This is a genomic window from Parvibaculum indicum, assembly GCF_011762095.1.
GTDB lineage: Bacteria > Pseudomonadota > Alphaproteobacteria > Parvibaculales > Parvibaculaceae > Parvibaculum > Parvibaculum indicum.
The window spans coordinates 13,902-30,768 of sequence record NZ_JAASQO010000023.1 but is presented as its reverse complement, the minus strand read 5'-3'; the positions used below and the strand labels follow the sequence as shown (position 1 = coordinate 30,768).

Annotated in this window: 13 protein-coding genes; 9 read left to right on the top strand and 4 right to left on the bottom strand. The window is 63.0% G+C overall.

Annotation, left to right across the window (positions count from 1 at the left end; translation table 11 throughout):
• The first annotated feature begins 17 nt into the window (after window positions 1–17).
• The 6 genes from guaB (at window position 18) to rpiB (ending at window position 7,614) form a co-directional block, all read left to right on the top strand.
• A complete protein-coding gene (gene guaB / locus FHS78_RS18570) occupies window positions 18–1,487 on the top strand; it encodes an IMP dehydrogenase (protein WP_167095957.1) in 1,470 nt (489 codons plus the stop codon).
• A gap of 23 nt (window positions 1,488–1,510) precedes the next feature.
• Window positions 1,511–2,818, top strand: a complete 1,308-nt coding sequence (locus FHS78_RS18565) for an RsmB/NOP family class I SAM-dependent RNA methyltransferase (RefSeq protein ID WP_167095955.1) — start codon at window positions 1,511–1,513, stop codon at window positions 2,816–2,818.
• 93 nt (window positions 2,819–2,911) lie between these two features.
• Entirely contained in the window at window positions 2,912–4,468 is a 1,557-nt protein-coding gene (gene guaA, locus FHS78_RS18560; protein WP_205305390.1) for a glutamine-hydrolyzing GMP synthase, read from the top strand.
• A gap of 145 nt (window positions 4,469–4,613) precedes the next feature.
• Complete coding sequence (locus FHS78_RS19720; protein ID WP_167095951.1) at window positions 4,614–6,317, top strand: methyltransferase domain-containing protein; 1,704 nt, start codon at window positions 4,614–4,616, stop codon at window positions 6,315–6,317.
• A gap of 7 nt (window positions 6,318–6,324) precedes the next feature.
• The gene (locus tag FHS78_RS18550; RefSeq protein WP_343042017.1) at window positions 6,325–7,083 is read left to right on the top strand and encodes an FkbM family methyltransferase; all 759 of its coding nucleotides are present in this window, start codon (window positions 6,325–6,327) and stop codon (window positions 7,081–7,083) included.
• Between the two features lie 81 nt (window positions 7,084–7,164).
• A complete protein-coding gene (gene rpiB, locus FHS78_RS18545) occupies window positions 7,165–7,614 on the top strand; it encodes a ribose 5-phosphate isomerase B (RefSeq protein WP_167095947.1) in 450 nt (149 codons plus the stop codon).
• A 10-nt stretch (window positions 7,615–7,624) separates the two neighbouring features.
• On the opposite strand, the gene FHS78_RS18540 is transcribed toward rpiB, so the two are convergent.
• The 4 genes from FHS78_RS18540 to FHS78_RS18525 form a co-directional block, all read right to left on the bottom strand.
• Window positions 7,625–8,827, bottom strand: a complete 1,203-nt coding sequence (locus FHS78_RS18540; RefSeq protein ID WP_167095944.1) for a low temperature requirement protein A — start codon at window positions 8,825–8,827, stop codon at window positions 7,625–7,627.
• A 60-nt stretch (window positions 8,828–8,887) separates the two neighbouring features.
• Window positions 8,888–10,096: a metal-dependent hydrolase family protein gene (locus FHS78_RS18535; protein ID WP_167095942.1), complete on the bottom strand. Its 1,209-nt coding sequence runs from the start codon at window positions 10,094–10,096 to the stop codon at window positions 8,888–8,890.
• A gap of 126 nt (window positions 10,097–10,222) precedes the next feature.
• Window positions 10,223–12,085 (bottom strand): dihydroxy-acid dehydratase, encoded by a 1,863-nt coding sequence (ilvD, locus tag FHS78_RS18530; protein ID WP_167095940.1) that lies wholly within the window; start codon window positions 12,083–12,085, stop codon window positions 10,223–10,225.
• Window positions 12,086–12,315: 230 nt separating this feature from the next.
• Complete coding sequence (locus FHS78_RS18525; RefSeq protein WP_167095938.1) at window positions 12,316–13,191, bottom strand: helix-turn-helix domain-containing protein; 876 nt, start codon at window positions 13,189–13,191, stop codon at window positions 12,316–12,318.
• 269 nt (window positions 13,192–13,460) lie between these two features.
• Here FHS78_RS18525 and FHS78_RS18520 point away from each other — a divergent pair, with 269 nt between their 5' ends.
• The 3 genes from FHS78_RS18520 to FHS78_RS18510 are packed head-to-tail and all read left to right on the top strand — an operon-like array spanning window position 13,461 to window position 16,864.
• Window positions 13,461–15,218 carry a hypothetical protein gene (locus tag FHS78_RS18520; protein WP_167095936.1) on the top strand — a complete coding sequence of 586 codons (1,758 nt, stop codon included), beginning with the start codon at window positions 13,461–13,463 and terminating at the stop codon, window positions 15,216–15,218.
• Window positions 15,219–15,241: 23 nt separating this feature from the next.
• Window positions 15,242–15,670 (top strand): hypothetical protein, encoded by a 429-nt coding sequence (locus FHS78_RS18515; protein WP_167095934.1) that lies wholly within the window; start codon window positions 15,242–15,244, stop codon window positions 15,668–15,670.
• A 27-nt stretch (window positions 15,671–15,697) separates the two neighbouring features.
• Window positions 15,698–16,864 (top strand): OmpA family protein, encoded by a 1,167-nt coding sequence (locus FHS78_RS18510; protein WP_167095932.1) that lies wholly within the window; start codon window positions 15,698–15,700, stop codon window positions 16,862–16,864.
• The last annotated feature ends 3 nt before the right edge of the window (window positions 16,865–16,867 follow it).

The window sequence follows — 16,867 nt, the reverse complement described above, 5'->3', positions numbered from 1 at the left end:
CCCCACAGGAGGTTGGCATGAAAATCCGCGATGCTCTGACGTTCGACGATGTGCTGCTGCTGCCGGCGGCATCGACGATCATGCCAAGCCAGGCGGAAACCCGCACGCGGCTTACCAAATCCATCCAGCTCGGTATCCCGATCATCTCCTCGGCGATGGACACCGTCACCGAGGCGCGGCTCGCCATCGCCATGGCGCAGGCCGGCGGCATGGGCGTCCTCCACCGCAACATGACCGTCGAGGCGCAGGCCGAACAAGTCCGCCAGGTGAAGAAGTTCGAAAGCGGCATGGTGGTGAACCCGGTCACCATCGGCCCGGATTCGACGCTGGCCGAAGCGCTGGACCTGATGGAGCGCAACCGTATTTCGGGCATCCCGGTCGTGGAACCGGAAACGGGCAAGCTGGTCGGCATTCTCACCAACCGCGATGTGCGCTTTGCCAGCAACATGGTCGAGCCGGTCCGCAACCTGATGACGAAGGAAAACCTCATCACGGTGAATGACGGGGTGAGCCAGGACGAAGCGAAGAAGCTCCTCCACAAGAACCGCATCGAAAAGCTGCTGGTGGTGGACGACGCCTATCGCTGCGTCGGCCTCATCACGGTGAAGGATATCGAGAAGGCCCAGCTCCACCCCAATGCGGCCAAGGACGGGCAGGGCCGCCTGCGCGTGGCCGCCGCGACCACGGTGGGCGATGAGGGCTATGAGCGCTCCGCCGCGCTGATCGACGGCGGCGCGGATGTGATCGTGGTCGATACCGCGCATGGCCATTCCGCCCGCGTGGCGCAGGCGGTGGAACGCATCAAGACACTCTCCAACGCCACGCAGGTGATTGCCGGCAATGTGGCGACCGCCGACGGCGCCAAGTCGCTGATCGACGCGGGCGCCGACGCGGTGAAGGTCGGCATCGGGCCGGGCTCCATCTGCACCACGCGCATCGTTGCCGGTGTCGGCGTGCCCCAGCTCACCGCCATCATGGACGCGGTGGAAGCTGCGCAGAAGACGGACACCCCCGTCATCGCCGATGGCGGCATCAAGTTTTCCGGCGATCTGGCGAAAGCCATCGCGGCGGGCGCGGAATGCGCCATGCTGGGCTCGCTCTTTGCCGGGACGGAAGAAAGCCCGGGCGAGGTCTTCCTCTATCAGGGCCGCAGCTACAAGGCCTATCGCGGCATGGGCTCGGTGGGTGCGATGGCGGTGGGCTCGGCCGACCGCTATTTTCAGCAGGACGTGAAAGACACGCTGAAGCTGGTGCCGGAAGGCATCGAGGGCCAGGTCGCCTATAAGGGTCCGGTCGGCACGGTGATCCACCAGCTCGTGGGCGGCCTGCGCGCCGCCATGGGCTATACCGGCGCGGCCTCGGTGAAGGACTTCCAGGAGCGGGCCGAATTCGTCCGCATCTCGTCGGCCTCGCTGCGCGAAAGCCATGTCCATGACGTGACGATCACCCGCGAAGCCCCCAACTATCCCGGCGGCAGCAGCCTCTGAGAAAGCCGAAAGCCAAATAGGTCATGACCCCCGGCGCGCGGCTTTCCGCCGCGATCGATATTCTGGTCGATATTTTCCGCAGCGAGACGCCGGCGGACCGCATCTTCGAGAACTGGGCACGGGCGAGCCGCTATGCCGGGTCGAAGGACCGGGCGGCGGTGAGCGCCATCGTCTATGGCGTGCTGCGCCACAAGGCGGAACTCGAGCATGCGCTGGGCGCGCCCGCGCATGAGGTGACGCCGCGACTGATGGCGGCGGGCTGGCTGACGCTCCGCGCAGGGGAAGAGGCCGATGCCGTGCTCGCCCTGATGACCGGCGAGAAACACGCGCCGGAGCCTGCGAGCGAAGAGGAAGCCGCCGCGCTGAAAGCGGACGCGCTGCCGGGACCGGACACAGCCCCCCATATCCGCCTCAACTATCCCGACTGGTTGCAGCCCGAATTCGAGGACGCATTCGGCGAGCGGCTGGAGCCGGAACTGGCCGCGCTGATGGACCGCGCGCCAACCGACTTACGCGCCAACACGCTTAAAGCATCGCGTGAAGAGGCGCTGGCGGCGCTGAAAGAGGCTGGCGTGGAGGTTGAGGAAGGTGGTCTATCCCCTTGGTCCATAAGACTTTTGAAGAAAGCCAATTTGCCCGCCTTGAAACCCTTCAGGGACGGGCTTGTTGAGATTCAGGATGAAGGTTCGCAACTGGCCTGCCTGCTGGCAGGCGCCAGGCCGGGCGAACAGGCGGTCGATCTCTGCGCGGGCGGCGGCGGCAAGTCGCTGGCGCTGGCAGCCACGATGGAAAATCACGGCCAGATCTTCGCCTGCGATCTCGAAGCGCGCCGCCTGAAAGCCCTCATGCCCCGGGCGCAGCGGGCGGGCTGCCGCAACATCCAGACCATGCCGCTGCACCCCTGGGTACCGGGCGAGGCGGACCCCGACCTCACCGAGCTGACGGGCCGGGCCGACCTCGTTCTCGTGGATGCGCCCTGCTCGGGCACCGGCGCCTGGCGCCGCAGCCCGGATGCGCGCTGGCGGCTGACGACGGAAAAGCTCGCCGCCTATCGCGCGGCGCAAGCGGAAGTGCTGGAGCGCGCGGCCCCGCTGGTGAAACCCGGCGGGCGGCTCGTCTACGTCACCTGTTCGCTGCTGCCGTCGGAAAACGAGGACCGGGTGGCCGCCTTCCTCGCCGCGCATGAGGGCTTTGCCGAGGAGCCCTGGACGAAACACTGGCCGGAGGACCTGCCGCGCCCGGCGAGCCTTTCCGGCATCGCGCTGCGCCTCAGCCCGGCGACGAGCGGCACGGACGGGTTTTTCGTCTCCATCCTGCGGCGGAGGGCCTGACCCCGTGCCTTGCCTCCGCGCCTGCTTGACCGCTTTTCGCTATGATGGTCTATCGCCATCCATAAGTTTCCCCGCCCCGTATTGCCCCGGAACATGCCTATGACCGAAGACCGCATCCTCATCATCGATTTCGGCAGCCAGGTGACGCAGCTCATCGCCCGGCGTATCCGCGAAAGCGGCGTCTATAGCGAGATCGTGCCCTTCAACAAGGTGGAGGAGATGTGGGAGAGCTTCGGGCCGAAGGGCGTTATCCTGTCGGGCAGCCCGTCCAGCGTGAGCCGGGAGGGAAGCCCCCGCGCGCCGCAATTCGTCTTCGAGGCGGGGCTGCCGGTGCTGGGCATCTGCTACGGCCAGCAGACCATGACGCTGCAGCTGGGCGGCAAGGTGGAAGGCCATGACGAGCGCGAATTCGGCCGCGCCGCCATCGAGGTGCTGGAGGACAGCCCGCTTTTCGAGGGCGTCGTGCAGAAGGGCGAGACGGAACCCGTCTGGATGAGCCATGGCGACCGGGTGGTGAGCCTCGCGCCGGGCTTCAAGGTGATCGGCCAGAGCCGGGGCGCGCCCTTCGCGGCCATCGCGGATGAGGAGCGGCGCTTCTATGGCGTGCAGTTCCACCCGGAAGTCGTTCACACGCCGCGCGGGCGCGACATGCTGTGGAACTTCACGCACCGCATTTGCGGCTGCTCCGGCGACTGGACCATGGCCGCCTTCCGCGAGACCGAGATCGCCAAGGTGCGCGAGCAGGTGGGCGAGGGCCGCGTCATTTGCGGGCTGTCGGGCGGGGTGGACTCATCCGTCGTCGCGGTGTTGCTGCATGAGGCCATCGGCGACCAGCTTCAATGCGTCTTCGTCGATACCGGCATGATGCGGGCGGGCGAGTCCGCCGAGGTCGTCTCGCTCTTCCGCGACCATTACAACATCCCGCTCGTGGCGGTGGATGCGAGCGAGCTCTTCCTCGGCAAGCTCGACGGCGTGACCGACCCGGAGCAGAAGCGCAAGATCATCGGCTCCACCTTCATCGACGTCTTCGAGGAAGAGGCGAAGAAGGTGGGCGGCGCCGACTTCCTGGCGCAAGGGACGCTCTATCCGGATGTGATCGAAAGCGTGTCCTTCGCGGGCGGGCCCTCCGTCACCATCAAGAGCCACCACAATGTGGGCGGGCTGCCCGAACGCATGAACATGAAGCTGGTGGAGCCGCTTCGCGAACTCTTCAAGGACGAGGTGCGCGAGCTCGGCCGCGAGCTCGGCCTGCCGGAACAATTCGTCGGGCGGCATCCCTTCCCCGGGCCGGGGCTCGCCATCCGCGTGCCGGGCGAGATCACGGGCGAGAAGCTGGAGATTTTGCGGAAAGCCGACACGATCTATCTGGAGGAAATCCGCGCGGCGGGCCTCTACGACCAGATCTGGCAGGCCTTCGCGGTGCTGCTGCCGGTGCGCACGGTGGGCGTGATGGGCGACGAACGCACCTATGACTATGTCTGCGCGCTCCGCGCCGTGACCTCGCTCGACGGCATGACGGCGGACTACTATCCCTTCAGCCACGAATTCCTCGGCCACGTCTCGACGCGCATCATCAACGAGGTCCGCGGCATCAACCGCGTCGTCTACGACGTGACCTCGAAGCCGCCCGGGACGATTGAGTGGGAGTAAATTTTCTGCGACGAAATTGTTGAGACGATGGGGGCATCGGCCAGAAACGGAAGGCGCTTCCATTCTGTCGGTACGTTCGAGGGGACCATATTCTCATCATCGTATTGATTAGAATTGCATAAACTTTTGGGGGGCGGGCATTCTGGTGGAGAAAGTGGCGACATGGATCAAGAATTTGACCGACCGGACCGGGCTCTCGCCGTTGCGAGGACGAGGAAATATCGCATATTCATGTTACGTGGACTCGCATCCGAAGTTTGAGTGGCAGGCGACGCTCTTCTGCGCGAGCCTCATTCGAAACGGGCGTGTCGATCCCGGCGATATCTATGTCCATATCAATCCGGGTGTGAGCAATCAGTTTCGGAAACTAGTCGAGGGCTTCGGCGCCAATTGCGTGGAAGCGGAGCCTTTCGATCAGACCCATCCTTATTGCAACAAGATTGTGCAAACCAGGACCGAAGCTCTCTCAAAATACCAGGCAGTCGTGCTTTGTGATTGCGATCTGTACGTGCTGGCGCCGTTCTCGCAAACTTTGGGCGAAGATGAGGCCCTAGGGCGGACAGTTGACAGGCCCAACCCGCCGCTCCAGATGCTGGAGGAGATTTACCTTAAATCCTCCTTGGCTTTTCCGAACGCGGTGCCTGTTGGATATCCTCTGTCTACGGATGAAAAGACCTTCGCAACGAACTGGAATGGAGGGTTCTATGTTCTGCGGGGAGACAGAATCGGTGCATTCGGAGAAGCGTGGGCAAGATTTGCGCGGGGGCTATTGGGGCGAGAGGAAGAAGCGCTTGGGGACTACAAGGTGCATGTGGACCAAGTTGCCTTTGGTATGGCCTTGGATGAGTTGGAGCTTTCATGGAGCGCCCTCAACCCCGCTCACAACGTGCCAACTCATTTGCCCGTATCCGAACACGCCCAATTTTCCAAGGAATTAGGATCGCTTCATTACCACTCCATGCAGGATTATTTGGGTCGGCTGATGCCGTCGAAGGAGCCATCATTGAATGGCGCTATTGCCGCTGCAAGCGAGCAGATAGAAGACCTGATCCGATCGCGAATTCTTGCAGATTCGAATTTCGCGCAGGTTTTTGAAAAATGGCAGGATCATTGTAGTGAAGCCGGGCCGAAAGAGCTGGAGCAAGCAGCCTGTGCGTTTCGGGAGCCTCGCTACCTGCGCCATTCGGCCAGAAGGTTGGAGCATCTGGCTTCACTGCATCTGGATATTTCAGGCCGCTCCGTTCTGGAGCTTGGCGCGGGCATTGGCGAACACAGCCAGTTCTTCCTCGATCGTGGTTGTAGTGTCTTTTCGGTCGAGCCGCGCGATGAGAATGTTGCTTTTATGCGAAAAAGGCATAGCGACGATGCGGAACACCTTCCCGGCAAAAATCATTTTGTGTTGAAGGCATCTGCGGACGAGGCCGTCGAACTGCTCTCAGGTAACAAGTTCGAGATTGTTTACAACTACGGCCTTCTATACCACATGGCCAATCCAAGAGAGTTTTTGCGGGCCTCCGCCGGCCTCTGCGGAGGTTTGTATCTACTGGAAACCGCGATCAGCGATCTGGTTTCGATGGATACAAAATATTCGGAAGACCAAGCCAATCTTACAAATGCGATCGACGGTGAATGCGTACTCCTTTCGCGGGAAGAAATTTTTTCAATCCTTCAGGAGGAATTCCGCTACGCCTACGTTCCGCGGACACAGCCCGCCCACGAACAATTTCTCAAGGATTGGAGCAGGGCGCCTGATATCAACCCGGGACGGCATCGCGCGATTTTCATCGGATCGTTAACGCCGATTGAGAGCCCGCTTCTCAGTCCAGTCCTTTTGATGGAGCACGAGTAGATTGGGTGTGGATTTCTCGAAACTCCAACGGATTGAGGTTGCCATAGGGTCTTATTGGGCGTTCGAGAACGATCTGATTACGGATCAGCTTCTGGAATTCGGCGCTCACACGCGCAATGAGCTTGCGATGTTGATGGATCACGTGAGGCCCGGCTTCACCGTTGTTGATATCGGGGCCCATATCGGCACCTACGCTGTGCCGATAGCACGAAAGATCGGTGCTGCCGGCAAACTATTGGCCATTGAAGGTTCGTCTGAAACCTTTGAGGTGTTGACGCTGAACATTTGTGTGAATGAGCTACTGCATACCGTTCAGTGCCGAAATGAAATCCTCTGTGACAGCGACACGGCATCCTTTGAGCGGACGAATACAAAAAACAACACGGGTGCCGGCGCTTTTCTGCCGTCGTCGGATGGTGTGTACGGAACTGAAGCCTACAGATGCCTGCTGCTGAGTGGGTTTGCGAAGCCTGACTTGATAAAGATTGATGTCGAAGGCATGGAATGTGCGATTTTGCGATCCATACAGCCAATTCTGCGAGCGGTACGACCGATCCTCTACATTGAGGTTGTTAAGGAGCAATTGGAAAGGACCGGAGGAAGTCGTGATCTGCTTCAGGAGCTTCTCGAACCGCACGGATATAACTTTTATCGCAATGTCGGTGAGAGAAACTCGTCTTCCGACACCTATCAAATGGTAAAGCTCGAAACCCTGGCGGATGGGGGAGACTTTTTCGATCTCCTTGCATTGCCAACCGGCCCATAACGAAATCCGCGGCACAACCACGTGATATATGACGTGACGTCGGGGCGACGAATTTGCTTCAGGAAACAGGACAACCTCTCCATGACAACGAACAACCGCATCGTCCTTTCCAGCGATCACGCCGCCATTTCGCTTCGGCAGGCCGTGGCCGCGCATGTCGGGGCGCAGGGGTTCGAGGTGGTCGATATCGGACCGACGACGCCGGAGAGTAAGCATTATCCCGAGCATGGCGCGGCGGCGGCGCGGCTTGTTGTTTCCGGCGATTGCCGGCTGGGCATCGTCCTGTGCGGCACGGGGCAGGGCATCATGATGGCGGCGAACAAGGTGAAAGGCATACGCTGCGGCGTCTGCGCCGACACCTTTTCGGCCCGCATGATCCGCCAGCATAATGACGCCAACATGCTGTCCCTCGGCGCGCGCGTGGTGGGCGAGGGGCTCGCGCTCGATATCGTGGATGCGTTCCTCGCCGCCGAGTTCGAGGGCGGCAGGCACGCGACGCGGGTGGAGATGATCGAGGCGCTGGAAGGGTAAGGTTCGCGCTTCAGGCCGCCTCCTCCGGGACCGAATAGGCGTCGATATTGTGCTTCGGGATCGTCCATCTGAGGTTGAGCTGGACGTAGACGAACATGCCGAAACACATCGCCAGCAACGAGTATTCGGCGCGCGGCAGGAAGGTGCCGGCGACGGTGATCCCCACACAGATGAGCGTGTTCACGATGTTGGGCACGCGATGCGGCGGGAAGGCCAGGAAATAGGGTATCTGCTTGCCGATATAGAAGAGGACCGCGCCGATCACACCCAGGACCGTGAAGGTCTGGCGGTTGAGATCGCCATTGATCGCATGGCCCGTCAGATTGGCGAGAAGGATGATGCCCACATAGAGGGCGAGCTGGGACAGCATCACGCCGAGGCCGGCCTTTATCCGGCTCGCACGTTCGAGCAGATGGAGCGCGTCGAAATAGATCCACCATATCTGCACGATGAGAAGGAACCCCGCCGCCGCCGCGATGACGTCGAAAAAGTCGTAATGCTCGCGCGCCGAGAACGATCCGACGATGCGGATCACGGTTTCGCCGAGCACGATGATGGCGAAAAGGCCGGTGCGTTCGATGAGATGCCTGCGATGGACGGGAAAGGCGCGCGCCCTGCCGTTGATGATGCCCATCGCGGCGAGCTGGGTGACGATACCCGCATAGAGCAGGATGAACTTCCATTCCCAGGCCGTCAGCAGGGAGGTGGCGCTGACCGCCATGCCGGCGAGGATCGATATCCCCATGCCTCGCGCCAGCGCATCCCCGTCCGGCGTCGTGGCCGGCGCGGTGAAATAGGCGAGCGCCATCAGCGCCTGCATGCCGAGATAGGTGAGGAGGAAGCCCCGGTAGCCGCTGTTTTGCGCGTCTTCGATGAAGAGCGACATGGCAAGGACGAGCGCCATCACCGCGATGGCATAGATGCGCTGCAGCGCGCTGTCGGTGTCGTAGCGGTTCGCGAAGAGCGTATGCCCCGCCCAGACCCACCACAGGGGAACGATCACCAGAAAGAAGCGGACGAGCTGTTCGCGGCTGATGTCGCCATGCTCGGTATGCGCAAGGCCGTGCGCCGCGACGCCGACCACGGCGACGAAAACGAGATCGAAGAACAGCTCGAGCCAGGTCGCGTGACGAATGTTCAGGGCCTGAAACGTCTTGCGCATGGGCAGCCCGCCTCCCGCCGGTTTCAGTTCGAGGGCTGAAGGATAGCCCATGCCGGCCGCATCTCCACCCGGATTATCGGAGAATTGCGTGGAGCGATCGGGCGGGGGACGTCAGTCCACAGGCTTGCCGCGGTGGATGACGCGCTCGATGGCGTCGTCCTCGCCGAGGGCGGCGATGTTTTTCAGCGGGTCGATTGTCGTCAGGACCATATCCGCCGCCGCGCCGGGCGTGAGCGTGCCGATCTTTCCTTCCAGCCCGCAAAGCGTCGGATTGACGACATACATGGCGTGCAAAATCTCTTCCGGCGTTTCCACTTCCGCGCGGATCGCGAATTCGCGGCGCTGGCGCGACTGGCTTTCGCCGATGAGATCCGTGCCCCAGCCGAGCGTCACGCCGGCCTCGCGGGCGATTTCGAGCGAGCGGAGCCCTGCGTCCAGCACCTTGCTGTTCTTGGCGAGGTTCGCCGCCGGGAACCCCATCTTGCGCCCGACGAGATCCATCGCCTCATAGGTGGAAAGGGTGGGCACCATGACAGCGCCATGGCGCGCGACAGCGGCGGCGGCGCCCGCGTCGATCATGTTGCCATGCTCGATGGTGTGGACGCCGTTCTCCACCGCCATGGCGATCGATTCCGGCGAATAGGCATGCGCGGCCACATAGGTCTGGCGGTGACGCGCCTCCTCGCAGGCCGCCATGATTTCGGCGGGCGTGTACTGAACGGATTCCAGCGGGTCGGCGGGCGAGGCCACGCCGCCCGAGACGTGGATCTTGATGAAGTCCGAGCCGTCGCGCAGATTGTGCCGCGCGGCCTTGCGCACCGCGTCCGGCCCGTCGGCGACGATGCCGAAAGCGGTATGGCGCATCTCGCAGGCGCAGGTCGGCACGGGGCGGGGGCCCGATTCCGCATCGCCATGGCCGCCCGTCTGGGTGAGCATCCGACCGGCGCGGATAATGCGCGGGCCGTCTGCCATGCCGGCCCTGATGGCGCGCATCAGCCCTTCGACGTCGCCGCCCAGATCGCGCACCGTGGTGAAGCCGCGCCGGAGCGTTTCCCGGGCGAGGCGGGCCATGACGATGCCGAATTCGACCTCGGACCAGCGCTGAAGCCGCGCGAAATCGAGCGTCGCGAGCCGGAAATGCACATGCGCGTCGATGAAGCCCGGCAGCAGGAAACTGCCCTTCGCATCGATCTCGCGGTCGGCGGAAGCCTCCTCGCCGATGGCAAGGATGTGTCCGTCCTCCGCGAGGAGCGGACCGTCCTCGACGAAGGACATGGTGTCGACGTCAAGCCGCCGCGCGTTTCTGATGAGTAGTCGCATTGTTTCCCCCGGTGCTCCGCCGCTTCGGCCCTGCGGTTTGCCCTCATCATAAAGGCGGGGCGGGCAAAACAAAAACGGCAGGGGATGACCCTGCCGTTCGTTTGTTCCTGCCGATGACGCGCGGCGTCAGTGCATGCCCGCCGCCTTGTCGATGGCGTCCTTGTCGCGGACGGCGCCCCTGGCGGCGCTGGTCGCGAAGGCGGCATAGGTCTTGAGCGCGGTGGAGACGGCGCGCTTGCGCGGCTTCACCGGACGCCAGCCCGCTTTCTCCTGCTCCGCGCGGCGCTCGGCCAGTTCCTCGTCGCTCGCCCGCAGGTGGATGGTGCGGCCCGGCACATCGATATCGATGAGGTCGCCTTCCCGCACGAGGCCGATGGCGCCGCCTTCGGCCGCTTCCGGCGAGACGTGACCGATGGACAGGCCCGACGTGCCGCCGGAGAAACGCCCGTCGGTGATGAGCGCGCATTTGGCGCCCAACCCCTTCGACTTCAGATAGGAGGTCGGGTAGAGCATTTCCTGCATGCCCGGTCCGCCGCGCGGGCCTTCGTAACGGATGACGACCACATCGCCTTCCTTGACCTTGCCGGTCAGGATCGCGCTCACCGCGTCGTCCTGGCTTTCATAGATGCGCGCCGGGCCGGTGAATTTCAGGATGCTTTCATCGACGCCCGCCGTTTTCACGACGCAGCCGTCCAGCGCGATATTGCCGTAGAGAACGGCGAGGCCGCCATCCTTCGAGAAGGCATGCTCGACATCGCGGATGACGCCGCCCTCGCGGTCGAGGTCGAGGCTTTCCCATTTGCTGTCCTGGCTGAAAGCCGTCTGGGTCGGCACGCCGCCGGGCGCGGCGAGGAAGAGTTCCTTGGCCGCGGCACCCGCCGTGTTGCGCTTGATGTCCCATGTGTCGAGCGCTTCGGCGAGCGTCGCTGCGTGAACGGTCGGCTGCTTGTTGTGCAGCAGTCCGCCCCGGTCCAGCTCGCCGAGGATCGACATGATGCCGCCCGCGCGATGCACGTCTTCCATATGCACGTCGTCTTTCGACGGCGCGACCTTGCAGAGCACCGGCACGCGGCGCGACAGCCGGTCGATATCGGCCATGGTGAAGTCGATTTCGCCTTCCGACGCGGCGGCCAGAATATGGAGCACCGTATTGGTGGAGCCGCCCATGGCGATGTCGAGCGACATGGCGTTCTCGAAGGCTTCCTTGGTGGCGATGGAGCGCGGCAGGACGGATGTGTCGTCCTGCTCGTAGCGGCGCCTGGCGAGATCCACGATGCGGCGGCCCGCCTCCAGGAAAAGCGCCTCGCGCGCGGCATGGGTGGCCAGCGTCGAGCCGTTGCCGGGCAGGCTGAGCCCCAGCGCTTCCGTCAGGCAGTTCATGGAGTTCGCGGTGAACATGCCCGAGCAGGAGCCGCAGGTGGGGCAGGCGGAGCGTTCGATGGTCTCGACCTCGGTGTCGCTATAGCCTTCGTCGGCCGCGGCCACCATGGCGTCCACCAGGTCGAGCGCCTTGGTCTTGTCGCGCAGTTCCACCTTGCCCGCTTCCATCGGCCCGCCGGAGACGAAGACCGCCGGGATGTTGAGCCGCATGGCGGCGTTCAACATGCCGGGCGTGATCTTGTCGCAGTTGGAGATGCAGACCATCGCGTCGGCGCAATGGGCGTTGACCATATATTCCACGCTGTCGGCGATGATCTCGCGCGAGGGCAGGGAATAGAGCATGCCGTCATGGCCCATGGCGATGCCGTCATCGACCGCGATGGTGTTGAATTCCTTGGCGACGCCGCCGGCCTTTTCGATTTCGCGGGCGACGAGCTGACCGAGATCCTTCAGATGCACATGGCCGGGCACGAACTGGGTGAAGGAGTTCACCACGGCGATGATCGGCTTGCCGAAATCGCCTTCTTTCATACCGGTGGCGCGCCACAGGCCGCGGGCGCCGGCCATGTTGCGGCCATGGGTCGTGGTGCGTGAACGATAGCTACCCATGATGATCTGGTCCTCGTGCTACTTCTGTCGCCGTCGGGGCTGTCCCCGTCGCGGCGGGAGAATAGTCTCTGCTGCTGGCTGCGTCGAATACTAGCCATGGACATGGCGATCCAAACGGCCGAATTGAAGGGCTTTAGAAGGAAAAAGCGCTTCCCGTCAATAGTTTAGCGGAGATGAAAAGCCCTGCTGGGGCGATTGGGCGGGGGACGGACGGGCGCCGGGCCGGGCGGTCACCCGGCCGGGTGTTTCGCCCGCATACTCCGCCTGACAAGCTCGCTCGGTGCGATGCCGAATTTCTTGCGGAAGGCATGGCTGAAGCTCGTCGCATGGCGGTAGCCGAGCCGCCATGCGATTTCCTTGTAATGCAGTTCGCCGCCGAGAAGGGCCTGATAAGCGTAATCGAGCCGGACATTCAGCAGGTACTGGAAGCTGCTCACGCCGAAACTTTCGCGGAAGGCGCGTTCCAGCCGGCGAGGAGACATGCGGTACTCCGCGGCGAGGCTGGAAAGGTCCGGCGGGGTCAGAAAATCGGCGCTGAGCCGGTCGCGCATGTCATGGGCCGCATCGCGGTCCCTCGGCGTGAGGCCGGGCAGACCCCCGTCTTCCCCGCCGAAGAGCGATGCCATGGAGGAATGCACGATCTGCATGGCATGGCTCTCGATGGCGAGCCTGCGCATGGTGTTGTCCCGTCCGGAACGGAGAACCTCACCGGAGAGCCGGCGCCAGATATCGAAGTCCGGCGAGTTCATCGCGGTGACTTCGTGCTGGCCGTCGCGAAGCAGCGGCTTCAGCAGCTTTTCCGTGTCGCGGTCCACCCAGCGGGAGAGACGCTCGCGTGAGATATCGATGCTGACAGCGTGGAATTCGCAGCCGGAATCGGAAAGCCATCCCGCCGTGTTCCGGTCTGAATCGAGCAGGACGGAGCGGAAAGGAGCAAGCCGCGTATCCCGCTTGTGATTGCGGAAGGCGCAACATCCCTCCAGGAGAACCTGAATGTGCAGGTAATCGCCATCCTTGACCGGGGCCTCGAAAAGGGTAGGGCGATTGGTTCTGGCCTGGACCCTGCAGAGCGCGAAGCCTTCGGAAAAATCCAGCCGTTCGCACACGGATTTGCCCTGCGCGTCGCTACTGCGTATCAACCCGTCAGTAGGCGGACGAAAACGGGTGTCCGCCCGGTGTTCCGCTTCAATACGGCGCTCCATTGCCCCAATCCGCCATGTCAAAAATCACAACATTCGAGCAGGAAATCCTATGAATTTCCGGCAATGACCCTGAAAGACGTAGTTTAGCTTGAGCGTCCATCGGATGAAACCTGCTCGTGACGACAGGGCTTATGTGTCTCTGCGTGAAACAAGCGGAAAAGTATGGGCGCGGCGTGAGAAAGGTCAGCCTCGGGGCAGCCTGTTTCGGCATTTCATTGATCTGCGGCGTGCTGGGTGCGCTCTGCATCGGCGCGCCCGCATGGGCCGAAGACGTCGAGTGCGCGCCCGCCTTCATCTATAGCGAGCCCGCGCTCTCGGATATGCGCCGCTCGATCTGCCGGAACTACGATCTCGGCACGCTTTCGACGACGGGAACCGGCGTCACGCTGCATGCCCCCGCCGGTGTGGATGGCCGCAGGCTGACGGGCTATCTCCGCTCCATGATGTCCAGCCTGAATTCGGCGCTGGCGCAGGTCGGTCCGATCCGCATGGCGGATATCGTCATCTATCCGGTGCCGATTTCGGGGCAGCGCCACGGTTTCAGGCCGAGCGAGACGGTTCCGCGAACCGCCGACACGACGGAGGCGTTTACCGACGTCGACTCCGAGCGCTGCATCGTGGTCATGTATGAAGAGTCGTTTGCCGACAGGGGCACCATGCGCCACGTGTTTGCGCATGAAACATTCCACTGCGTACAGGGCAAGACCTATAGAAGGCAGTATGCGGGCGAACAGAACGACTGGTGGACGGAAGGCTCCGCCGAATGGTTCGCCAATCTGGTTCAGCAGGGCACTACCTATACCGACGAATTCGTCGCGGAGTTCGAGCAGAAGTCGCAGACGACATCCCTGTCGGATATGGACTATCCGGCGGTCGTCTTCTTTTTCTGGCTTGCCAATGTCCATGGCCCCTCGGCGCCGCTTCTGGTCGCGGAAACACTGCCTTCCGGCGACTATGACGCCGCCACGCTGGCCCGGGCCCTGAGCCCCGACGCATGGCACGATTTCGGGCAGAAATATATAGACGGGCAAATCCGCTTTCCCGACGGACGGGCGGTGAACTCCGCGCCGGCACAGGGCGAGGTCACGGTGGCGGAAGACGGCGCCACGCTGAACATCACCGCGCCGCCGCTGACCCTGCCGCGTGCGCGCATCTCCTTCGGCAGGGGCGACTGGCAGGTAAACCTGTCGCACGGCACAGGCAGGATGGCGACGGCGGATCACGATCCGCTGGGCGGGCCGCCCTGGCTGCATGCCTGGCAGGGCGAAACCACCAACCTCGCCAAGCATATCGGCTGCACCGACGAAGATAAGGAGACCATCGTCCTCGCCACGAGCGAGGATGGCGGCCCGATTTCCTTTTCGGTGGGAATGGAGAGGGTGGAGCTGCCCTGCGACCCTTGTCCCGTGGGGCGCTGGGTGCAGCGCTGGGACCGGAATCTCGAACTGGCCGGGATGCCCTTTCCGGTGCCGCGGGCCTGGCGCAAGCTCGATGAGCGGACCTACCGGCTGGATGTGCCGAGCAGCCGGGGCACGATGACGCTCACCTTCGACTATCCCGGGGCGCTTATGGTGCTGGGCGCAGACGGGAGCCTGGAGACGACCGATCCCCGGCGCCTGGAAACGGTGGGGTCGGAGGCGGTCAGCGTGGTCCGGCTCGAATTCAAGGGACACAGGGGCACATGGAAACGGGAGCATCGCAGAGGCGAAGACGATGTGATCGTGCTCCAGAACACCAGGAGCGAGGATCGGGGATGGACCCGCATTTCCTCTCCCGAATTCTCCAGCTACACGCCCCATGAGCGGATTCGCGAGAAGATGGGCACGCCGATCGCCTGGGAATTCTCGTGCACGGATACGACGCTCACCATGCACCTGCCGTCGCCATTCGGCGATGGCGCGGAGCCGCGCGTCTACGACCTGCTTCGATGATCGAAACCGAGGAGATAAAAGAGATGAGGCACATTTTGCGGAAAATCGCGATGACCGGCCTGTGCGTGGGCGCAGTCTTCGCCGCCGGGCCGGTTCGCGCCGAATACACCGCGGACGAGGGGCGGGCCATTGCAGCCGCCATAGATAGCTGCAAGCCCGGCGAGTTCGACACGGAACATCCCGTCATGCCGGGCTTCATGATCAAACATGAAATCGTCGGTATGCAGAACGGCCGCTGCGTCTACACACAGTCCATGCCCAATAACATGAAAATGATCTGCTCCTTCACCTCGGCGGGGCGGGCGGATGCGGCCCGGCTGATGCGCGAGACGGCGGAAAGCGGTCGCTACTCGGGCGGCACGTCGAACATTCCGGCCTTCGCCAAGGATTGCGAAGTCGAGATGCCGAACGGCTACCGCGTACAGATGGGCCAGATGCCCGGCATGCAGTGACGGCATAAACCCCAGGAGGACGGCACGATGAAGACGACGGCACTTGGCAGGATCGGGTTTGCGGCACTGGCGTTTCTCGCGCTGAGCCATTTGGCAAGCCCCGCCCGCGCGGATTTTTTCGACACGCTGAGCAATACGATCCAGCGCGGCGTGGAAGACGAGGTGCGGCGCAAGGTGGATAGCGAAACGCGCTCGGCCACACGATGCGCTTTGGGCGATCAGCGTTGTTTAGATCGCCAGCGGCAGGAGACCCAGGACCGGGTGCCGCCTGCCGGCACATATCCATCAAGGGCCCCGGGCTATTCAACGCCGCAGCAGGCACCGGCGCCGCGATCCGCGTCCGCCTCTTCATCCGCCCCGGCCCCAAGAGCAGGCAAAGTCAGCTTCGAGGTGACGCCTTATCCGGGGTCGAAGCTGATGGAGACGAAGGACGAGGCCTATACCGATTTCGAGCGCATAACGGGCGTCGAAAAAGGCAAGGTGACGACGGAAACCCTTGAAGGGGCGTTCAGCCGGCGGAGATATCGCAGCCCCGAGGGCCGCTCCACCTTCGAGCTTATCCGCAATTACAAGGACGCGCTGATGGCGCAGGGCTTCAAGACCGATTACGAATGCTCCGACCGGGAAAAGTGCCAGAACACCAAATGGAGCAGCGTCTCGCGCGGACCCAATCTCGGTATCGGGCGGGACGTGCGCTACTTCACCGGCAGGATGCCGACGAATGCCGGTACGGCCTATGTCTCGGTCGCGCTCAACAACTACGTTACCTATGTCGACATTCTCGAAACCGCCGAGATGGATACGGGCATGGTGGCGATCGACGCTTCGGCGCTGGCCGACGGGCTCGACCGCGACGGCAAGGTGACGCTGCAGGGCATCTATTTCGACACCGGCCTTGCTACGTTGAAGGCGGAATCCTTCCCCGCGCTGGAGCAGGTGGGAATCCTTGCGAAGAACAGGCCCGGTCTGAAACTCCGCATCGTCGGTCACACGGACTCCGTCGGCGACGAAACGAGCAATCGGTTTTTGTCCCAGCAGCGTGCGCTGGCCGTGCGGACGGCACTTATCCGCCGCTACGGCGTAGCGGAAAGCCGGCTTGCATATTACGGCGCCGGCGAGAGCGAGCCGGTTGCGAGTAACGACACGGAAGATGGCCGCGCGCAGAACCGGCGGGTGGAGCTGGTGAGGCAGTGAGGT